This is a genomic window from Mycobacterium syngnathidarum (assembly GCF_001942625.1).
Lineage (GTDB): Bacteria > Actinomycetota > Actinomycetes > Mycobacteriales > Mycobacteriaceae > Mycobacterium > Mycobacterium syngnathidarum.
This window is the reverse complement of sequence record NZ_MLCL01000027.1, coordinates 1-16,674: the sequence shown is the minus strand read 5'-3', so window position 1 is coordinate 16,674 and position 16,674 is coordinate 1. Positions and strand designations below refer to the sequence as shown.

Annotated in this window: 16 protein-coding genes and 2 pseudogenes; 12 read left to right on the top strand and 6 right to left on the bottom strand. The window is 65.6% G+C overall.

Features of this window, described 5'->3' with window-relative positions:
* Positions 1-30 precede the first annotated feature (30 nt).
* The 9 genes and pseudogenes from BKG60_RS07630 to BKG60_RS07590 all read left to right on the top strand — a co-directional run.
* Positions 31-1,059: a virulence factor Mce family protein gene (locus BKG60_RS07630; protein ID WP_047040659.1), complete on the top strand. Its 1,029-nt coding sequence runs from the start codon at positions 31-33 to the stop codon at positions 1,057-1,059.
* Positions 1,056-2,366 (top strand): MCE family protein, encoded by a 1,311-nt coding sequence (locus tag BKG60_RS07625; protein ID WP_047328217.1) that lies wholly within the window; start codon positions 1,056-1,058, stop codon positions 2,364-2,366. Before BKG60_RS07630 ends, BKG60_RS07625 begins: the two co-directional genes overlap by 4 nt.
* The gene (locus BKG60_RS07620) at positions 2,363-3,694 is read left to right on the top strand and encodes a virulence factor Mce family protein (RefSeq protein WP_047040154.1); all 1,332 of its coding nucleotides are present in this window, start codon (positions 2,363-2,365) and stop codon (positions 3,692-3,694) included. The genes BKG60_RS07625 and BKG60_RS07620 overlap by 4 nt, the downstream gene beginning before the upstream one ends.
* Complete coding sequence (locus BKG60_RS07615; protein ID WP_047040152.1) at positions 3,691-4,830, top strand: virulence factor Mce family protein; 1,140 nt, start codon at positions 3,691-3,693, stop codon at positions 4,828-4,830. The genes BKG60_RS07620 and BKG60_RS07615 overlap by 4 nt, the downstream gene beginning before the upstream one ends.
* Entirely contained in the window at positions 4,831-6,297 is a 1,467-nt protein-coding gene (locus BKG60_RS07610) for an MCE family protein (protein ID WP_047040150.1), read from the top strand. It abuts the gene before it with no gap.
* The gene (locus tag BKG60_RS07605; RefSeq protein WP_047040148.1) at positions 6,264-6,947 is read left to right on the top strand and encodes a hypothetical protein; all 684 of its coding nucleotides are present in this window, start codon (positions 6,264-6,266) and stop codon (positions 6,945-6,947) included. The genes BKG60_RS07610 and BKG60_RS07605 overlap by 34 nt, the downstream gene beginning before the upstream one ends.
* The gene (locus BKG60_RS07600; RefSeq protein ID WP_232530501.1) at positions 6,944-7,543 is read left to right on the top strand and encodes a hypothetical protein; all 600 of its coding nucleotides are present in this window, start codon (positions 6,944-6,946) and stop codon (positions 7,541-7,543) included. Before BKG60_RS07605 ends, BKG60_RS07600 begins: the two co-directional genes overlap by 4 nt.
* Positions 7,544-7,595: 52 nt before the next feature.
* Entirely contained in the window at positions 7,596-7,940 is a 345-nt protein-coding gene (locus tag BKG60_RS07595) for a DUF732 domain-containing protein (RefSeq protein WP_047040178.1), read from the top strand.
* Between the two features lie 79 nt (positions 7,941-8,019).
* A pseudogene (locus BKG60_RS07590) lies at positions 8,020-8,427 on the top strand (CAP domain-containing protein); the annotation flags it as partial.
* A gap of 154 nt (positions 8,428-8,581) precedes the next feature.
* On the opposite strand, the gene BKG60_RS07580 reads toward BKG60_RS07590, so the two are convergent.
* The 6 genes from BKG60_RS07580 to BKG60_RS07555 all read right to left on the bottom strand — a co-directional run bounded on the left by BKG60_RS07580 (position 8,582) and on the right by BKG60_RS07555 (position 13,877).
* Entirely contained in the window at positions 8,582-9,625 is a 1,044-nt protein-coding gene (locus tag BKG60_RS07580) for an MBL fold metallo-hydrolase (RefSeq protein ID WP_047040146.1), read from the bottom strand.
* 52 nt (positions 9,626-9,677) lie between these two features.
* The gene (locus BKG60_RS07575; protein WP_232530502.1) at positions 9,678-10,304 is read right to left on the bottom strand and encodes a TetR/AcrR family transcriptional regulator; all 627 of its coding nucleotides are present in this window, start codon (positions 10,302-10,304) and stop codon (positions 9,678-9,680) included.
* A 254-nt stretch (positions 10,305-10,558) separates the two neighbouring features.
* Positions 10,559-12,079, bottom strand: coding sequence for an aldehyde dehydrogenase family protein (locus tag BKG60_RS07570; protein WP_047040141.1), 1,521 nt, complete (start codon positions 12,077-12,079; stop codon positions 10,559-10,561).
* A gap of 61 nt (positions 12,080-12,140) precedes the next feature.
* Positions 12,141-12,353 (bottom strand): ferredoxin, encoded by a 213-nt coding sequence (locus BKG60_RS07565; protein WP_064895175.1) that lies wholly within the window; start codon positions 12,351-12,353, stop codon positions 12,141-12,143.
* A gap of 57 nt (positions 12,354-12,410) precedes the next feature.
* Positions 12,411-12,650 (bottom strand): hypothetical protein, encoded by a 240-nt coding sequence (locus BKG60_RS07560; protein WP_064895177.1) that lies wholly within the window; start codon positions 12,648-12,650, stop codon positions 12,411-12,413.
* Positions 12,651-12,755: 105 nt separating this feature from the next.
* Entirely contained in the window at positions 12,756-13,877 is a 1,122-nt protein-coding gene (locus tag BKG60_RS07555) for an NDMA-dependent alcohol dehydrogenase (protein ID WP_047040138.1), read from the bottom strand.
* A 328-nt stretch (positions 13,878-14,205) separates the two neighbouring features.
* Between BKG60_RS07555 and BKG60_RS07550 the strand changes: the two genes are divergently transcribed.
* From BKG60_RS07550 to BKG60_RS31925, 3 genes and pseudogenes are all read left to right on the top strand, one after another.
* The gene (locus BKG60_RS07550) at positions 14,206-15,723 is read left to right on the top strand and encodes an FAD-dependent oxidoreductase (protein WP_198419699.1); all 1,518 of its coding nucleotides are present in this window, start codon (positions 14,206-14,208) and stop codon (positions 15,721-15,723) included.
* Positions 15,720-16,499 (top strand): annotated as a pseudogene (locus BKG60_RS32365) (AMP-binding protein); the annotation flags it as partial. The gene BKG60_RS07550 and the pseudogene BKG60_RS32365, both read left to right, overlap by 4 nt.
* A gap of 50 nt (positions 16,500-16,549) precedes the next feature.
* Positions 16,550-16,674 (top strand): helix-turn-helix domain-containing protein (locus BKG60_RS31925; protein ID WP_165617844.1); only part of this gene is annotated, 125 nt, incomplete at its 3' end.

Below are 16,674 nucleotides of genomic sequence, written 5' to 3'. Positions count from 1 at the left end.
GACCGTGAACGACAGGGAACAGGAGAGAGTGTGAGCAAACAGCTGAAGGGCACCATTTGGCGCCTGGCCGTCTTCCTGTCGGTTTGTGCCCTCGGCACGTTCGCCCTGCTGGCGGTCTTCGCGGAATTCCGGTTCGACGTGGGCAAGACCTACTTCGCCCAGTTCAGCAACGTGTCCAATATGAGAAAGGGCAGCCTCGTCCGCATCGCCGGGGTGGAGGTCGGCAAGGTGCGCAGCATCTCGGTGAACCGGGACTCCACCGTACGAGTCGAATTCTCCGCCGAGAACTCGGTCGTCCTGACCGAGGGAAGCCGCGCGGTGATCAGGTACGACAACCTGTTCGGCGACCGCTACCTAGCACTTGAGGAAGGCGCCGGGGGGGTCAAGACATTGCAGCCCGGTGACATGATTCCGCTGGCCCGCACCGAACCCGCGCTGGACCTCGATGCGGTGATCGGCGGCTTCCGGCCGCTGTTTCGCGCGCTGGACCCAGATCAGGTCAACGCCCTCACCGGCCAGCTGATCCAAGCGTTTCAGGGCGAAGGCTCCGCGATCGGATCATTTCTGAACCAGGCCGCGGTATTGACCAACACACTGGCGGACCGCGATCAGCTGTTCGGGCAGGTCATCACCAACCTCAACGTGGTGCTGGGGTCACTGGGTGACCAGTCAGACCAGCTCGACAAGGCGGTCACCTCGCTGTCGGGCCTGATCGACGGGCTGGCCGGCCGCAAGAAGGACATCGCTAACGCAGTGGCCCACACCAACGCGGCCGCCGGTTCGGTGGCCGATCTGCTCACGCAGGTCAGGGAGCCGTTCCAGAAAGTTGTGCACGAGACCGACCGCGCCGCTGGGATCGTGGTCGCCGATCACGACTACTTCGACAACCTCCTAAATACGCTGCCAGACAAGTACAAGGCGCTGGCGCGGCAAGGGATTTACGGCGACTTCTTCAGCTTCTACCTGTGCGACTTGATCCTGAAGCTCAACGGAAAGGGCGGGCAGCCGGTGTATGTCAAGGTGGCCGGACAAAGCACGGGGCGGTGTGCGCCGAAATGAAATCCTTCTCCGAACGCAATACCCCGCTGATCGGGGCCATCGGCGTCGCAGCCGTCGCGGCCATCGTCCTTGCCGCGCTCAACTTCCAGAAACTCCCCTTCCTGAACCAGGCCAACGAGTATTCGGCCTATTTCGCCGACGCCGGCGGGCTGCACACCGGTGCCTCGGTCGATGTCTCCGGTTTTCCCGCGGGAAAAGTGTCCAGCATGGAACTCGACGGGGCACGCGTGCTCGTCACGTTCAGCGTCGACAGGAAGATCTTTCTGGGCGATCGCACCGAGGCGGCGATAAAGACCAAGAGCCTGCTGGGCAGCAAGGTGCTCGACGTCATATCCCGCGGGGACGGCGAGCTCACCACCACCATCCCGATCGAGCGGACGGTGTCGCCCTACCAGCTGCCCGACGCCCTCGGCGACCTGGCCACCACGATCAGCGGGCTGAACACCGACCAGCTGTCGGACTCGCTGGCCACCCTGGCGCAGACTTTTTCCGGCACCGCACCAGAGCTGAGGAACGCGGTGCAAGGGGTTGCCCGGTTCTCCCAGACACTCAACGAACGCGACGCGCAACTGCGCAACCTGCTCGCCAACGCCAGAAAAGCCACAACGGTACTGGCCCAGCGCACCGATCAGATCGTCACCCTGGTCAAGAGCACCAATGCCCTGTTGGTTGAGCTCCGAACCCAAAGCAGCGCAATCGATCAGATCTGGAACAACATCTCGGCGGTCGCCCAGCAACTGAAGGGGTTCATCGCCGAGAACCGGCAGCAACTGCGGCCGGCGCTGGAGAAGCTCAACGGGGTGCTGGCCATCGTGGATAACCGCAAAGAGCGCATCCAGGATGCGATCAAGCGGCTCAACGCCTACGCGCTTTCGCTGGGCGAAGCCGTCTCATCGGGGCCGTTCTTCAAGGCATACCTGGCGAACCTGCTCCCGGGCCAGTTCGTGCAGCCCTTCGTCGACGCTGCGTTCTCCGATCTCGGGCTCGACCCGGCCACCGTGCTGCCCTCCGAGCGTATCGACCCCCCCACCGGCCAGCCCGCAACCCCGGCGCTGCCGGTGCCCTACCCGCGGACCGGGCAGGGCGGCGAACCCAGATTGACGCTGCCCGACGCGATCACGGGCAAGCCGGGTGATCCGCGCTATCCGTACCGGGAGCCCCCGCCGGCCCCGCCGCCAGGTGGACCCCCGCCCGGACCGCCCGCACCGCCGCCGCCCGGCGTGCAAAACACACCCGAGCCGACACCCTCCCCGGTCTACGTGCCAGCACCGGGTGAGGTGCCCGCACAACCCGGAGGACAGCCATGACCAGGGCGCGTCTCATCCGCGCAGCCGCCGCGACCGTCCTCGTGGCGGTGCTCGTCAGCGGGCTATTCGTCGCCCTCGGCCGCACCGGCGCGGCGGCCAAGACCACGGTGGTCGCCTTCTTCCAGAACAGCAACGGCCTGTTCGCCGGCGACGATGTGCGGATCCTGGGTGTGCCCGTCGGGCGCGTCGCCACGATCGAACCGCAGCCGCAGCGGGTCAAGGTCACCTTCTGGATCGACCGCAAATATTCGGTTCCCGCCGACGCCAAGGCGGTCATCCTGTCGCCTCAACTGGTGACCGGGCGCGCCATCCAGCTGACCCCCGCCTACACCGGCGGACCCGTGATGCGCGACGGCGCGGTGATCCCGCAGGACCGCACCGCGGTCCCGGTCGAGTGGGACGACTTCCGGGCGCAGGTTGAGCGGCTGACCGAACTGCTGCGGCCCACCCAGCCCGGAGGCGTCAGCACGCTGGGCGCGTTCATCAACACCGCGGCCGCCAACCTGCGCGGCCAAGGTGCGAACATCCGCGACACCGTCGTCAAACTGTCGCAGGCGTTGTCGGCCCTCGGCGACCACAGCGACGACATCTTCTCCACCCTGAAAAACCTGGCGACGCTGGTGTCGGCGTTGCACGACAGCAGTGGCCTGCTCGGACAGCTCAATGAGAACCTGGCCGCCGTCACAGGGTTGTTGGCCGACGATCCGGACAAGGTCGGTCGGGCGGCCGGGATGCTCAACGACGTGGTCGCCGATGTGCAGAGTTTCGTTGCGGAGAATCGCGATGCGCTGGGCACCACCTCGGACAAGTTGGCCTCGGTCACCACGGCGATGGTCGACAGCCTCGACGACATCAAACAAACCCTGCACATCCTGCCCTCGACGCTGCAGAACTTCATCTTCATCTACGAACCGGCCGGCGGTACGATGACCGGCGCCATCGCGGTCAACAACTTCGCCGACCCGATCAGTTTCCTGTGCGGCGCGATCCAAGCGGCCTCCCGTCTCGGCGCCGAACAGGCGGCGAAACTGTGCGTGCAGTACCTCGCACCGATCGTGAAGAACCGCCAGTACAACTTCCCGCCACTGGGCGAAAACCTCATCGTCGGGGCATCGGCACGGCCCAACGAGGTCACCTACAGCGAGGACTGGATGCGACCCGACTACGTGCCGCCCCCCGTCGAGGCGGCCGCGCCCCACCCGCCCGAGCCTGCGCCGCTGGCCGCCGAGGCTGCTGCGCCGGATGCCGCCGCGCCGCCCACGCCGGTCACCACCAACCCATCCGATGGCCTCCCCGGCCTCATGGTCCCCCCCGGAGGCGGCTCATGACAGCGCGACAATCCTCCCGCGTCGCGGTGAAACTGCTCATCATCCTCACGCTGGCCGGGCTGCCCGGCTGCGGCTGGCGCGGGCTGAACTCGCTTGCACTGCCCGGCACCGAGGGCGCCGGGCCGGGTTCCTTCGTCGTGCAGGCGCAGATGCCCGAGGTCAGCAATATCCAACCGAACTCCCGCGTGCAGGTCGGTGACGTGACCGTCGGCACCGTGACGAGAATCGAGCGTCAAGGCTGGCATGCCCTGGTGAGCATGCGGCTCAACGGCGACGTCGACCTGCCCGCCAACGCGACCGCCAAGCTCGGCCAAACCAGCCTGCTGGGTTCGCTGCACGTCGAGCTCGCCCCGCCAGCGGACGCGCCACCGGACGGCAAACTGCGTGACGGATCGCTGATCCCGTTGGCGCGCGGGGGAGCCTACCCGACCACCGAACAGACCCTGGCCGCGATCTCCATGCTGCTCAACGGCGGCGGACTGGGCCAAGTCCAGGACATCACCCGGGCGTTTTCCACCGCGTTCCGGGGGCGTGAACACGACCTGCGCAGCATGATCGAGCAACTCGACAAATTCGCCACCCTCACCAATGACCAGACCGGTGACATCATCGCGGCCACGGACAGCCTCAACACCCTGGTCGGCAAGTTCGCCGACAACAAACCCGTTCTCGACACCGCGCTGCGCAAAATCCCCGATGCGCTGGCCGAGCTCAACAGCGAGCGGGACAACCTCATCGAGGCCGCCGATCAGCTCGGCAAGTTCAGCGCACTGACCGTCGACACGGTCAACCAGACCAAAGAAAATCTGGTCAAGGAACTCAAGGACATCGGGCCGGTGTTGGAAGCGCTGGCCAACGCCGGCCCCAGCCTGACACGTGCGCTCAGCCTCTACACGACCTATCCGTTCCCCAACGAAACCGTCGAGAAGTGGATGCGCGGCGACTACGGCAACCTCAGCCTGATCGTTGACCTCACGCTCAGCCGCATCGACTCTGCGCTCTTCACCGGTACGCGCTGGGAGGGCAACCTCACCGAGCTGGAGCTGCAATGGGGCCGCACCATCGGGCAACTCCCGAGCCCCTACACCCAATCCAACCCGCTGATCATTCCGTACCGCTGGGACCAGGGACGCTAAATGTATTTGCACAAACGCGTGAAGGTTCAGCTGGCCATCTTGACGGTGCTTGCCGTCGTCGTGATCTCGTTGATGACGCTGCACGTCATGAAGCTGCCGGCCAAGCTCTTCGGTGTCGGCCGGTACACGGTGACGATGGAATTGCCGCAGACCGGCGGGCTGTATGCGACCGGCAACGTCACCTACCGCGGCACCGAAGTGGGGCGGGTGCAGTCGGTGCACCTCACCGACACCGGTGTGGCCGCGGTGCTGTCGCTCAAATCCGGCATCGACATCCCCTCCGACGTCAAAGCTGAGGTACACAGCCAGTCGGCGATCGGTGAACAATATGTCGACCTGCTGCCCCGCAGTGACACCGCACCGCCGCTAAAGAACGGCGACGTCATCCCGCTGCGGGACGCCTCCGTGCCACCTGACATCAACAAGCTGCTCACCGCCGTCAACACCGGCTTGCGGGCGATACCGCGGGATAACCTCAACACCGCCGTAGACGAGGCATACACCGCCGTCGGCGGGCTGGGCCCAGAACTGGCCCGGCTGGTCAGGGCCTCCACCCGGCTGTCGATCGACGCCCGCGCCAACCTCGACTCACTGACGTCGCTGATCGACCAGTCCCAGCCGGTGCTCGACTCGCAGACCGATACCTCCGATGCGATCCAGGCATGGGCGGCCAACCTGGCCACGGTCACCGCCGAACTGCAAACCCATGACAACGCGGTGGCCGGAATCATCGACCACGGCGGCCCCGCCGCCGGCGAGGTGCGACAACTCTTCGAGCGGTTCCAGCCGACCTTGCCGATCCTGCTGGCCAACCTGGTCAGCGTCGGCCAGGTCGCCCTCACCTACCGAAACGACCTCGAACAACTCCTCGTGCTGCTGCCGCAAGCCGCAGCGATCCGCGGCGGAAGTGTCGTCGCCAACGCCAACACCAAGCAGGACTACCGTGGCGAGTGGATCAGCTTCAACCTCAACATCAACCTCCCACCGGCCTGCACCACCGGATTCCTACCCACCCAGCAACGGCGTCCACCGTCCTTCGAGGACAGCCCGGAGCGTCCCGCCGGCGACGTGTACTGCCGGGTGCCCCAAGATTCACCGTTCAACGTCCGCGGAGCGCGCAACATCCCCTGCGAGACCGTCCCCGGCAAACGCGCACCCACGGTGCGAATGTGCGAAAGCGACGAGCAGTATGTGCCGCTCAACGACGGCTTCAACTGGAAGGGCGACCCCAACGCCACCCTGTCCGGGCAGGACATCCCCCAGGGAGCTCCCGGATCACCGCCGACCGGAGCGCCGCCTCCCGCTGCCGTGAGCCCACCCCCACCACCGGTAGCGGCCGCCCAGTACGACCCCGCCACGGGCACCTACATCGGACCCGATGGCCAGCAATACACCCAATCCGACCTCGCGCAGACCGGCCCGAAGGAGAAGACGTGGCAGACGATGCTGACACCACCGGGCAGCTGAGAACCGCCGGCCGCACCTCGACGCTCATGCCGGATGAACGCGCCGCGTCCGCGCCGATCGGTGCTGAACCGACGCATGGCGGCGATGCCGGCACCGCCGAAGACGCCAGCAGCGGACCCGACGGCAAGGACACACACACCGCACCCCCGGGCGAGCCGAGGACGACCCGCTCGCCGCTGCGGGCCGCGATGCTGGTAGGGGTGGCCGTCGTCATCGCGCTGGCGACGCTGGCGGGATGGCTGGGATTTCGTCTCCACCACCTGCACGAGGCGCAGACCGAGCGAAATGCGTATGTGCAGGTGGGCAGGCAGGCGGCGCTGAACCTGACGACGATCGATTGGCAGAACGCCGACGCCGATGTGCGCCGCATCATCGACGGGGCAACCGGGCAGTTCTACGACGACTTCACGAAGCGATCACAGCCGTTCATCGCCGTGGTCAAACAGACCAAATCGACCACCATCGGCACGGTCACCGAGGCCGCGCTGGAGTCGAAGACCGCGGGCACCGCCCAGGTGCTCGTCGCCGTGACCGTCAAGACGACGAATGCCGCTGTGCCCGACCAACGGCCACGGGCCTGGCGGATGCGCATCTTCGTGCAGCAAGTCGGCGATCAGCCCAAGGTGTCTAACGTGGAGTTCGTGCCGTGAGGTGGCCGAAATCGCGTCGTACCGGCGATCCCACCGACACCGACTCGGCCCAGGAAACACCCACCGCGACCGAGGACGACTGCGAGCACACGCCGGCTACGATGAAACGAAGCATCCGCTGGTCACGTGTGCTCGCCTACGGGATGCTGCCCGGCCTCGCGCTGCTGCTGGCCGCGGCCGCCGGCGGGCTGAAATGGCAGGTCGGTTCCCTGCGTGAGGCCCAGCTTGCCAGCGTCGAGTCCGTGCGGGCCGCCACCGACGGAACAATCACGATGCTGTCCTACAAGCCCGACACCGCCGAGAAGGATCTGACCGCCGCCCAAAACCGACTGACAGGACAATTCAAGGATTCCTATGCCTCGCTAACACATGACGTGGTGATCCCCGGGGCGAAGCAAAAACAGATCTCCGCGGTCGCCAACGTTCCGGCCGCGGCGTCGGTGTCGGCCACCGCGAACCACGCGGTCGTCCTTGTTTTTGTCAACCAGACCGTCATCGTCGGCACGGACGCACCCACCAGCACCACCTCATGCGTGCGAGTGACGCTGGACAAACACGATGGCCGATGGCTCATTTCCCAATTCGAGCCGATTTGACAACATGATCGGGGTTCGATTCACAGCGCCGCGCAACATTCAGACCGTATGCATGGCGATGTGCTGGGCGGCAGGGCTCGGTGTGGCAACTGCGCAGGCACCTCACGCTCATGCCGACCCGGTGGCCTATCTGGTCAACGTGACCGTGCGGCCCGGCTACGGCTTTCCGAACGCCGACGCGGCCTTAGGCTACGGTTACGGCATTTGCGACAAGCTGTCCGGCGGCGAAGGCTACGGGCAGCTTATCGGCGATCTGCAGGCTGATTTCCACACCGCCGACGACTATCAGGCCTCCTATCTGATCACCCAGTCGGTCAACGAACTCTGCCCGGCGTTGATCTGGCGCCTGAGGAACTCGGCTGCACACGACTGGCCGCCGCCTAGAGATGACGGCTGACGTCGAGGAGATGAACATGCGGCATTTGCTGTTGACCGTGCCGGCCGTGGTGGTCGTCGCCGTCGGTGCTGTGGTTGGCATGCCGATCGCACACGGCGACAACAAACGACTCAACGACGCGGTGGTCGCCAACGTGTACACCATTCAGCACCAGGCAGGCTGCACCAACGACGTCACGATCATCCCGCAACTGCAACGTGCCGCCGAATGGCACGCCCGGGATGTGCTGAACAATCGCGACCTCAACGGTGATATCGGGTCTGACGGTTCGACGCCGCAAGACCGCGCCGACGCAGCCGGTTTCCAGGGTCGGGTGGCCGAAACGGTGGCGATCAATCCGGCCCTAGCGATCAGCGGTGTGGAGTTGATTAGCCGGTGGTATGACAACGCGGCATATCTCGCCATCATGTCCGATTGCGCCCACACTCACATCGGCGTGTGGTCGGAGAACAGTTTCGACCGCACCGTCGTGGTCGCCGACTACGGGTAGCCAGAGCGGGCCAGATCCCGCACATCGAAGCGACACGGTACATCGGCCGTCGGCCTCACGCCTGTGGTGTTGTCGGAGCTGACGGCACAGCCACGGACATGGGCGGTGCCTGAAGGCGCAATGTCGAGGCCGTCGGATACAGGATCGCGGGTCACTGCTTCGGCCACCATGTGGTGACGGTGTCACGCATCGGTTCTACGCGGTGCTCTGCCGCCAAGAGCGCCAGATGGGCCAGTGTTTCACCGTTGGCGGCCCGGCGCATGAAGTTGGGTACCTGAGCCCAGGGCCGCGACCACCCCAGGCGGGTGGTGATCTGCCAGCAGGTTGCCCCAGGGCAGTCGGCCACCGCGCGTTCGATCTCACCAAGGCGCGTGCGGTGATGGGCGAAAAGTTCGTCCAGCCTGGTTGTGAACGCGTCGAAGCGGTATTCGTGGGCGGGAAGCACCTCGTCGGGTTGATATCCACGCAGTTTGGCCAGCGAGGCGAGGAAGTCGGCGAGGGGATTGGCGGCTTGCTGGGGATGCACGGAGATGTTCGGGGTGATCCGCGGCAACACACAATCGCCGGTCAGCATCAGCCTGCGGTCGGGCTCGGCGAAGCAGAGATGCCCGGGCGAATGGCCGGGCGTCCAGATCGCGCGCAGGTTCCAGCCCGGCAACGGGAGACGATCGCCATCGTCGATGAACCGGTCCGGTTCGGCCTGCCGGACGAACTGCCGGATTCCAAGCGACGCCGAGCTCAGTTCGTCCAACTCGACCTCGGGCACCCCGCAGTCCACCAAGAGGTCCCGCATACTCGCCACGAGAGGTTCTACCTCGCCGTAGCGGGTGGGCAACACCGCGGCATCGGCCGGGTGCACCCCGACCCATGCTCCGGAATGCTCGCGCACCCGCCCAGCCAATCCGTAGTGGTCGGGGTGGACGTGCGTGATCAGCACCGCAGAGACGTCGGTGATGTCGCATCCGGCCTTGGACAGTCCCTCGACGAGGGCCGTCCACGCTTCCTCGGTGTCCCAGCCGGCGTCGACGATGGCGACCCCGTCAGGCAGCTCGAACGCATACACCAGCACGTATCGCAACGGATTGTCCGGGATTGGCACCGGGATCGACCACAATCCCGGTCGCACCTGCTCGACCGGCGGCAACACGCCGTCGACCCAGGCCTGCCGCTGAACGGCCCCCGGCGCCTCGGCCATGGCTGTGTTCCTCCTGTCGCGGTCCCGACGCACACCGTCACACGCACAAATGTTAGTCATCGTTCACAATCCTGGGCAGGTCGTCGCTGGCTGCTATGCCGAGCACCGCGTAACCCATGGCGGCCAGACGGGCAGCGACCCGCTCGGGGGGCAGGCCGGTGTCGCGGTAGTGAAGGATCGACTGGATCGCGCCGATCGCACCATGTACGACCGCGCGGACGTCGGCCTCATCAAGCTCCGGCCGCAACTCCGCGACCACGTGCACCCATTCCTCGAGATACAGTCGCTGCTTACGTCGCAGGCGGCGCCGCTGCTCATCGGACAAGTTATGCAACTCGCGGTAATAGACAATCGCCAGCTCCCGATCGTTGATCACCAGCGAGACATGGTCGGCGACCAGCCCAGTCAACGCCTCACGCTCATCACGAGCCTGGTCCACGATGGTCGAGGCCCGCTCCAGCAGCGCGTCGATCACCCGCTCGAACAGCGACGCGAGCACGGCGGCCTTGCTGTCGAAATGCCGGTAGATTCCCGGTCCCACGATTCCAGCCGCCACACCGAGATCCGTCATCGACACGGCGTGATATCCCCGCTCGGCGATGAGCTCGGCGGCCGCGGCCAGAATCCGCTCACGACGTTCGCTTCCCCGAGTCCGTTGAGTAACGATCGCTCCGCTCACCGTGCCCCTTCCTCTTGGGTGAAACCACATGGGCCGGCGTCGCCTGCTTGTGCCCTGAACTCGCGTGGTCCCACCGCGGCCAACAGCAATGCTAACAGCGGTTAACACGCTGCAGGGCCGGGTAGCGAATTGGCGCGGACGAGGCGAAGCGGTTGCTGACGATGATTGGCCGACGAGGTGTTGGTCGACCGGGCCAGCGGGAAGCGACACCTGCACCGCGGTCGGCGACGCTAGGCGGTGGGCGGCCCCCGCTCCTATTCCTCAGCGGGCAGGATTAGGGACCAGAAGCGCGACTGGCGATCATTCGTCAGGCTCATGTAGATGTGTTTGGCTTCGGTGAAATCGAGGAATCCGTCGTCTCCGAGTTCGCGGCCGATGCCGCTTTGCCGGTATCCGCCGAACGGTGCGTCGGGGCGCAACTGGTGGTGGTCATTGATCCAGACCGTGCCGGCGCGTAACCGGCGGCTGATTTCGTAGGCGTTGACCATGTTGGTGGACCACACCGTCGCTGCCAAGCCGTATATCGTGTCGTTGGCCAGGCGCACCGCGTCGTCGACGGAGTCGTACCCGATGACCGACAGCACGGGGCCGAAAAGCTCCTGACGGGCGATCGGCATGTCGTTGTTGACGTTGTGGATCACTGTCGGCTGGAAGAAGTAGCCGTCGCCGATGTCGGCACGACGACCACCACACGCCACTGTGGCGCCGGCGGCCGCGGCGTCATTGACGACGCGCTCCAGCTCGGCGGCTTTCTCGGCCGAGATCACCGGGCCGAGGTCGGTCTGCGGGTTGCGCGTGTCTCCGAGTCTGATCGTGGCGGCCCGCCGCACCAGCCGGTCGATGAGTTCCTCTTCGCGCCCGCGTGGCACGAAGACCCGGCTGCCCGCTTCACAGCACTGCCCGGCGTAGAAGTTGACGCCGAACAGCACGCCGTCGACGACGAGATCGAAGTCAGCGTCGGGCAGGATGACTGACGGCGACTTTCCGCCGAGCTCTAGGGTGACGTTCTTCAACGTTTGCGCAGCCCCGGCGGCGACGCTCCGCCCGACCCCGGTGCTGCCGGTGAACGTGACATGGTCCACCAGAGCGCTTTCGACGAGGTATTGGCCCACTTCGACGTCCCCGGTGACGACGTTGAATTGCCCGGGGGGAAGATCTGTGCGCGACAATGCTTCAGCCAGTAGCATCGCCGACAGCGGCGTGCGTGGGTTGGGCTTGAGCACGACGCTGTTGCCCATCAGCAGTGCGGGAATGACTTTCCACACGGCCAACAAGAGCGGGAAGTTGAACGGGGTGATGGCCGCGACGACGCCCTCGGGTTCCCGTACGACGTGACTGACGCTAAACGGCGGCGAATGGAACCCCAATGGCTGCTCCAGACGCACGCTTGGGGCCATATCGAGGAAGTACTGGCTGTGGGCCAAGGCGAATCCGACGTGCAGAGCGCTCGCCGTCTTGATCGGAGATCCGCATTCGGCGATTTCCGCTTCCAGGAGGGCGTCCTGGTTTTCGACCAGGTAGTCGATGGCTGGCTGCAGCGCTCGGACCCTGCTTCGCACGTCCAGGCCGGCCCAGGGGCCCTCGTCGAAGGCCGTGCGGGCACACGCGACCGCCGCCTCGACGTCGGCGATCCCTCCGTCGGCGACATCGCCGACGACGGTCGCGGTGGCCGGGTCGATGACCTGCCTGCGTTTGCCACTGACGGAGGGACGCCATGTCCCGCCGATGTATTGCTCGAAGCGCCATCGCACATCGGATTTCAGCGGTGCCGTCATTGTCATCTTGGGTCTCGCTTTGCTGGTTGTAAGACGGTTTTGGTCAGCTGGTGACGAGCTGTCAATCGTGGTAGCGAACTGTGATCGCGTGTTCGGGGCACGCCTGCGCGCCTTCCTCTGCTTCGTTGACCAACTCTGGCGGAACGGGATTGACGATCACGACGGACTTTCCTTCGTCGTCCAGGCCATAAACCGCAGGTGCCAGTGAGTGGCAGCGGGCATGGCCCATGCACCGGTTGAGATCGACGGTGACCTCTGCGGATTTGCTGGTCACGGGACTCGTCACGACCTGGCCTCGAAGATCACCGGCAAAGACTTCACACCCCAGGTGTCACCGGTGTGCCACACCGGTGGCTTGTCGGGATCCAGCCGGTATTCGGGTGTGGCCGCCGTGTTCGACGGAGTGCCCGACCGGGCATGCTTCACGCATCCGGTCGTAGATCGCCAGTCGGTGGCGTTGAACCTCCCGGTCGTGCATGCTCAGATGCTCGATGAACTTGTCGGCCGCTTCGGCGTTGAGCCGCGTGGGTCGTTCGTCATCGATATCGGTGTTGCGCTGTTGTGTCGTCATTGTTGAATTCGCTCCAATCTTCACGAACGGCTATCGGTTTTGCGTCGCGGCCGTGGCCGAGACAACTTTGCACTGCAGGGCGGAATCAGCTCTCCACTTGGGCTGCTAGTCGTCCGACAGAATGACCAACCCGCGGATGTTGCGACCCGCGAGCATGGCCTCGTACCCCTCGTTGATTTGATCAAGCGAGTAGGTGTTGGTCACCAGCTCATCGAGTTTCAATTTGCCGGATTGATAGAGGTCGATCAGCTGGGGAATGTCGGAGAACGGGTTGCTGCTGCCATACACGGTGCCCAGGATCTGGCGTTCGAACATCACAACGTCGAAGGGAGCGATGGGTAGGTGGTCGGCGCCGGCGGGCGGCACGGCGACCAGGACGGCCCGCCCGCCTTTCCCCAGCGCCTGCAGCGCTTGTGCGAGGATCGCCTGGGTCAGAACGCCGGGCGTGGCGATGGACACGTCGGCCCCCCTGTTCCAGGTGGCCTCCAACACCGCGTCGACCGGGTCGACGGCGGTCGGATCGACGACGTGTGTCGCGCCGAACACTTCGTAGGCGAGTTTGCGCTTGGCCTCGTCCGGTTCGACGGCCACGACGACGCGGGCGCCCGACGTAGCGGCCCCCTGGATCGCGTTCATGCCGATTCCCCCGGCGCCCCAGACGACCACGGATTCACCGGGCCGCACCTTGGCCTTGTTGACTGCCGCCCCGTAGCCGGTGGGCACGCCGCACCCGATCAGGGCTGCGGTGCGCAGCGGAACGCTCCGATCGATCTTGACGACGGAAACATCAGGCACCACGGTGTGCTCGGCAAACGTTCCCAGCAAGCACATCTGGCCAGCGCCTTGCGCTCCCACGTGGAATCGGTAGGTCCCGTCGAGCTGCGGACCGGCCAGGATGTTGGCACCCAGGTCGCAAAGGTTGGAGTGTCCGACCGCACACGAGCGGCAGTGCCCACACGCGGGGATGAACGACAACACCACATGATCGCCCGGTTCGACCGCCGTGACCTCGGCGCCGACCTCTTCGATGACCCCGGCCCCTTCGTGGCCGCCGATCACCGGATACGGCATCGGAAGATCGCCTGTCACCAGGTGGTAGTCGCTGTGGCAGAGGCCGGTCGCCGCCAGGCGCACCCGCACCTCGTGCGGGCCCGGCGGGTCGAGATCCACCTCCTGCACCTTGAACTGCTCGTTCTGCCCATGGAGCACGGCTGCCCGAGTCTTCACGAAACTCCCTTCGTCGACCTAATCACATCGATCTTGATCCGCGCGTCGACGCCGGCTGCCCAGACTGTTGTGTCGATCGAAGGGCCCCGTCGCCGTTGTCGGTGTTGACACAAGTCATCGTTGATGTGACTCATGTCATTAAGCACTATGATCATAGGTCATACCCACACCGCTGGCAAGGAAAACGATTCCTGGATTCTGTCGCACCGCCGATCATCGGCAAGCAGTCTTGCCAGTTCACTGGCCACGGACCAGGAGTTTTGTACGCCGGACGGGAAGAAGAGAACGGGAAGAGGTACCTCAATAACGTGATGACAATTAGCCTCCGATGCGGTTCCCCACATCGATGTACGGCTCTGACGCGCAGCCAGACCGGTCAGCACGCTCCGAGGTCGGCGTGACGCACACCGTCGCCCCCGGCGGCGAGGCCCGCGGACCGGCACGCATCGCTGTGGTGGGTGCGGGGCCGGCCGGCCTGTACGCGGTGACCGAACTTGTGGAGTCGGGTCACCCGGTGAAGATAGACGTGTTCGAACGGCTGCCCTCGCCGTTCGGGCTCGTCCGGTACGGAGTCGCGCCGGATAACCAGAAGATCAAGTCGGTCGCCCGCGTTCTGGGCGCACCCTTCACCGCCCATTCAGCCACGGTCCGTTTTCTGGGGAACGTCTCTGTCGGCCGTGATATCAGCCGACACGAGTTGCGAGGATTTTACGACGCCGTCATCTACGCTTTTGGCGCGGAAGACGCCCGAGTGCTGGACGTACCCGGTAGCCGCCTGCCGGGCAGCTTTGCGGCCAAAGAATTCGTCGGCTGGTATTCCGGACATCCCGACGCCGCCGACCGCAACTTCCCACTGCACGGTCGGGGCGTGGCCGTGGTGGGGGCCGGCAACGTCGCCCTCGATGTCGCGCGAGTGCTCGCGCGCAGCGCCGAGGAGATCGCCGCCACCGACGTGCCCGACCGGGTCGTCACCGCACTTGGCTCCAGCGCCATCACCGACATCTATCTGCTGTGCCGACGCGGCCCCGCGCAGATGAAATTCACACCGGTCGAACTTCGCGAACTCGGCGAGCTGTCCAACGCCGATCTCATCATCGATCCGACCGAATTGGCGTTGAGCGAAAGCGAGCGAGCCGAGCTGTTGGGAAGGCCCCAGCTCGAACGCATGGTCTCAACGCTGCGGCAGTGGGCGGATCGGCCGCTGCAGGGCAAACCGAGGAGACTGCACCTGAGATTCCTCCGGAGCCCTGTCGCTATCCTCGGCGACGACCACGTCAATGCCCTGGTTGTCGAACGCAACGAACTGACCGACGACGGCCAGGCGCGCGGTTCAGGCCAGTACGAGGTGCTCGACGTGAACCTGGTGCTGCATTCCGTCGGCTACCAGGTGCGTCCGGTAGCCGACTTGCCCTACGACAGCGGTACGCAAACCATCCGCAACCAAGGGGGCCGCCTAGTGGACGGACAGGGCCATTTCCTGCCGGGCGAGTACGTGACCGGTTGGGCCAAGCGCGGCCCCAGTGGCGTGATCGGCACCAATCGAGCCGACGCCGCCGAGACCGTCAAGAACCTGCTGGCCGACCTGCCCGGCCTCGCACCGCCGAGACACGACCACCGCCGGACGGTCATCGAACTGCTCGAGCACCGCGCAGTCAACGTCGTGGACTGGGCGGGATGGCTACGGCTGGACTCCCACGAAATCCAAGCAGGTCGGCGCCGAGGAAGCCCCCGGGTCAAAACCCCGGATCTGGCCGCCATGCTCGATCACGCCCACCCCCTGGCACACGACGCCCCGACGGACGCCGCGGCCGGCACCCCGAGCCCGGCCGGGCGAACACCAGGATGACCCGCACGTATCGAGTGGTGCGCCCGGGAGCCCGCCGACACCGGCACGCACAGTCGACATCCCAACTCAGGTCCACAACACAGTCTCTGCGAAGGAGCCACGATATGATCGACCGCCACATTCCTTGGATGCAGCCCGCCTCGGCCCCGGGCCGCTTCCGTGAGATCGGCGTGTGGGGCGACCAGACGATCGCGGACGTCGTCGACGACCACGCACAACGGCATCCCGAAAAGACTGCGGTCATCGATTCCCGCGAAAAGCTGACATACGCCCAACTCAGGGACCTGTCGCTGCGCCTTGCGCGGGTCCTGCTCGATCACGGTGTCGAGCCCGGCGACCCGGTCGCCATCCACCTGCCCGGCTGCGTTTTGCTGCCGGCACTGCACCTGGCGTGCAACAGGATCGGCGCGCTGTTCCTGCCGGTGAGCACCGGCTGGCGCGGCGCCGAGCTGCGGTCTCTGCTGGGCACGGTACGGGCTTCGATGCTGATCGTCCTCAACGATAACGGCGGCTTCGACTACGTCGGCCTGGCGGAAACGCTGCGTGACGGGCTGCCCGACCTCAAACACGTGTTGACCGCCCGAAGCGGTTCGCTGGAATCGCTGGCAGCCAACTCGGCGCCTCTGACCGCCGGCGAGCTCGACGAGCATCGGCCGAGCGCCGATGCGCCCGCACACGTGATGTCCTCGTCGGGAACGACCGGTATCCCCAAGGCGTCGGTGTGGAGTTCGAATGACCTGGTCGCCCTGCTCGTCCACCATATGGGCCGCCGCCTCCACCTCGGTGCCGACGACGTCGCCGCCGCCATCGCACCGGCCAGCACGGGTTGCGGCTTGCGCAGGCGGTTGTTGATCAGGGCTGGAGTTTGCGGCGCGCGGCTGAGCGGTTCCAATGTTCGGTGGCCACAGCCAAGAAATGGGCCGACCGTTATCGCGACGGTGGCGAAGCAGC

Coding starts and splice junctions, on each gene's coding strand:
- BKG60_RS07595 (WP_047040178.1), top strand. CDS start 7,596: ATGGCGATGTGCTGGGCGGCAGGGCTCGGTGTGGCAACTGCGCAGGCA.
- BKG60_RS07625 (WP_047328217.1), top strand. CDS start 1,056: ATGAAATCCTTCTCCGAACGCAATACCCCGCTGATCGGGGCCATCGGC.
- BKG60_RS07610 (WP_047040150.1), top strand. CDS start 4,831: ATGTATTTGCACAAACGCGTGAAGGTTCAGCTGGCCATCTTGACGGTG.
- BKG60_RS07570 (WP_047040141.1), bottom strand. CDS start 12,079: ATGACGGCACCGCTGAAATCCGATGTGCGATGGCGCTTCGAGCAATAC.
- BKG60_RS07615 (WP_047040152.1), top strand. CDS start 3,691: ATGACAGCGCGACAATCCTCCCGCGTCGCGGTGAAACTGCTCATCATC.
- BKG60_RS07550 (WP_198419699.1), top strand. CDS start 14,206: ATGCGGTTCCCCACATCGATGTACGGCTCTGACGCGCAGCCAGACCGG.
- BKG60_RS07580 (WP_047040146.1), bottom strand. CDS start 9,625: ATGGCCGAGGCGCCGGGGGCCGTTCAGCGGCAGGCCTGGGTCGACGGC.
- BKG60_RS07560 (WP_064895177.1), bottom strand. CDS start 12,650: ATGACGACACAACAGCGCAACACCGATATCGATGACGAACGACCCACG.
- BKG60_RS07620 (WP_047040154.1), top strand. CDS start 2,363: ATGACCAGGGCGCGTCTCATCCGCGCAGCCGCCGCGACCGTCCTCGTG.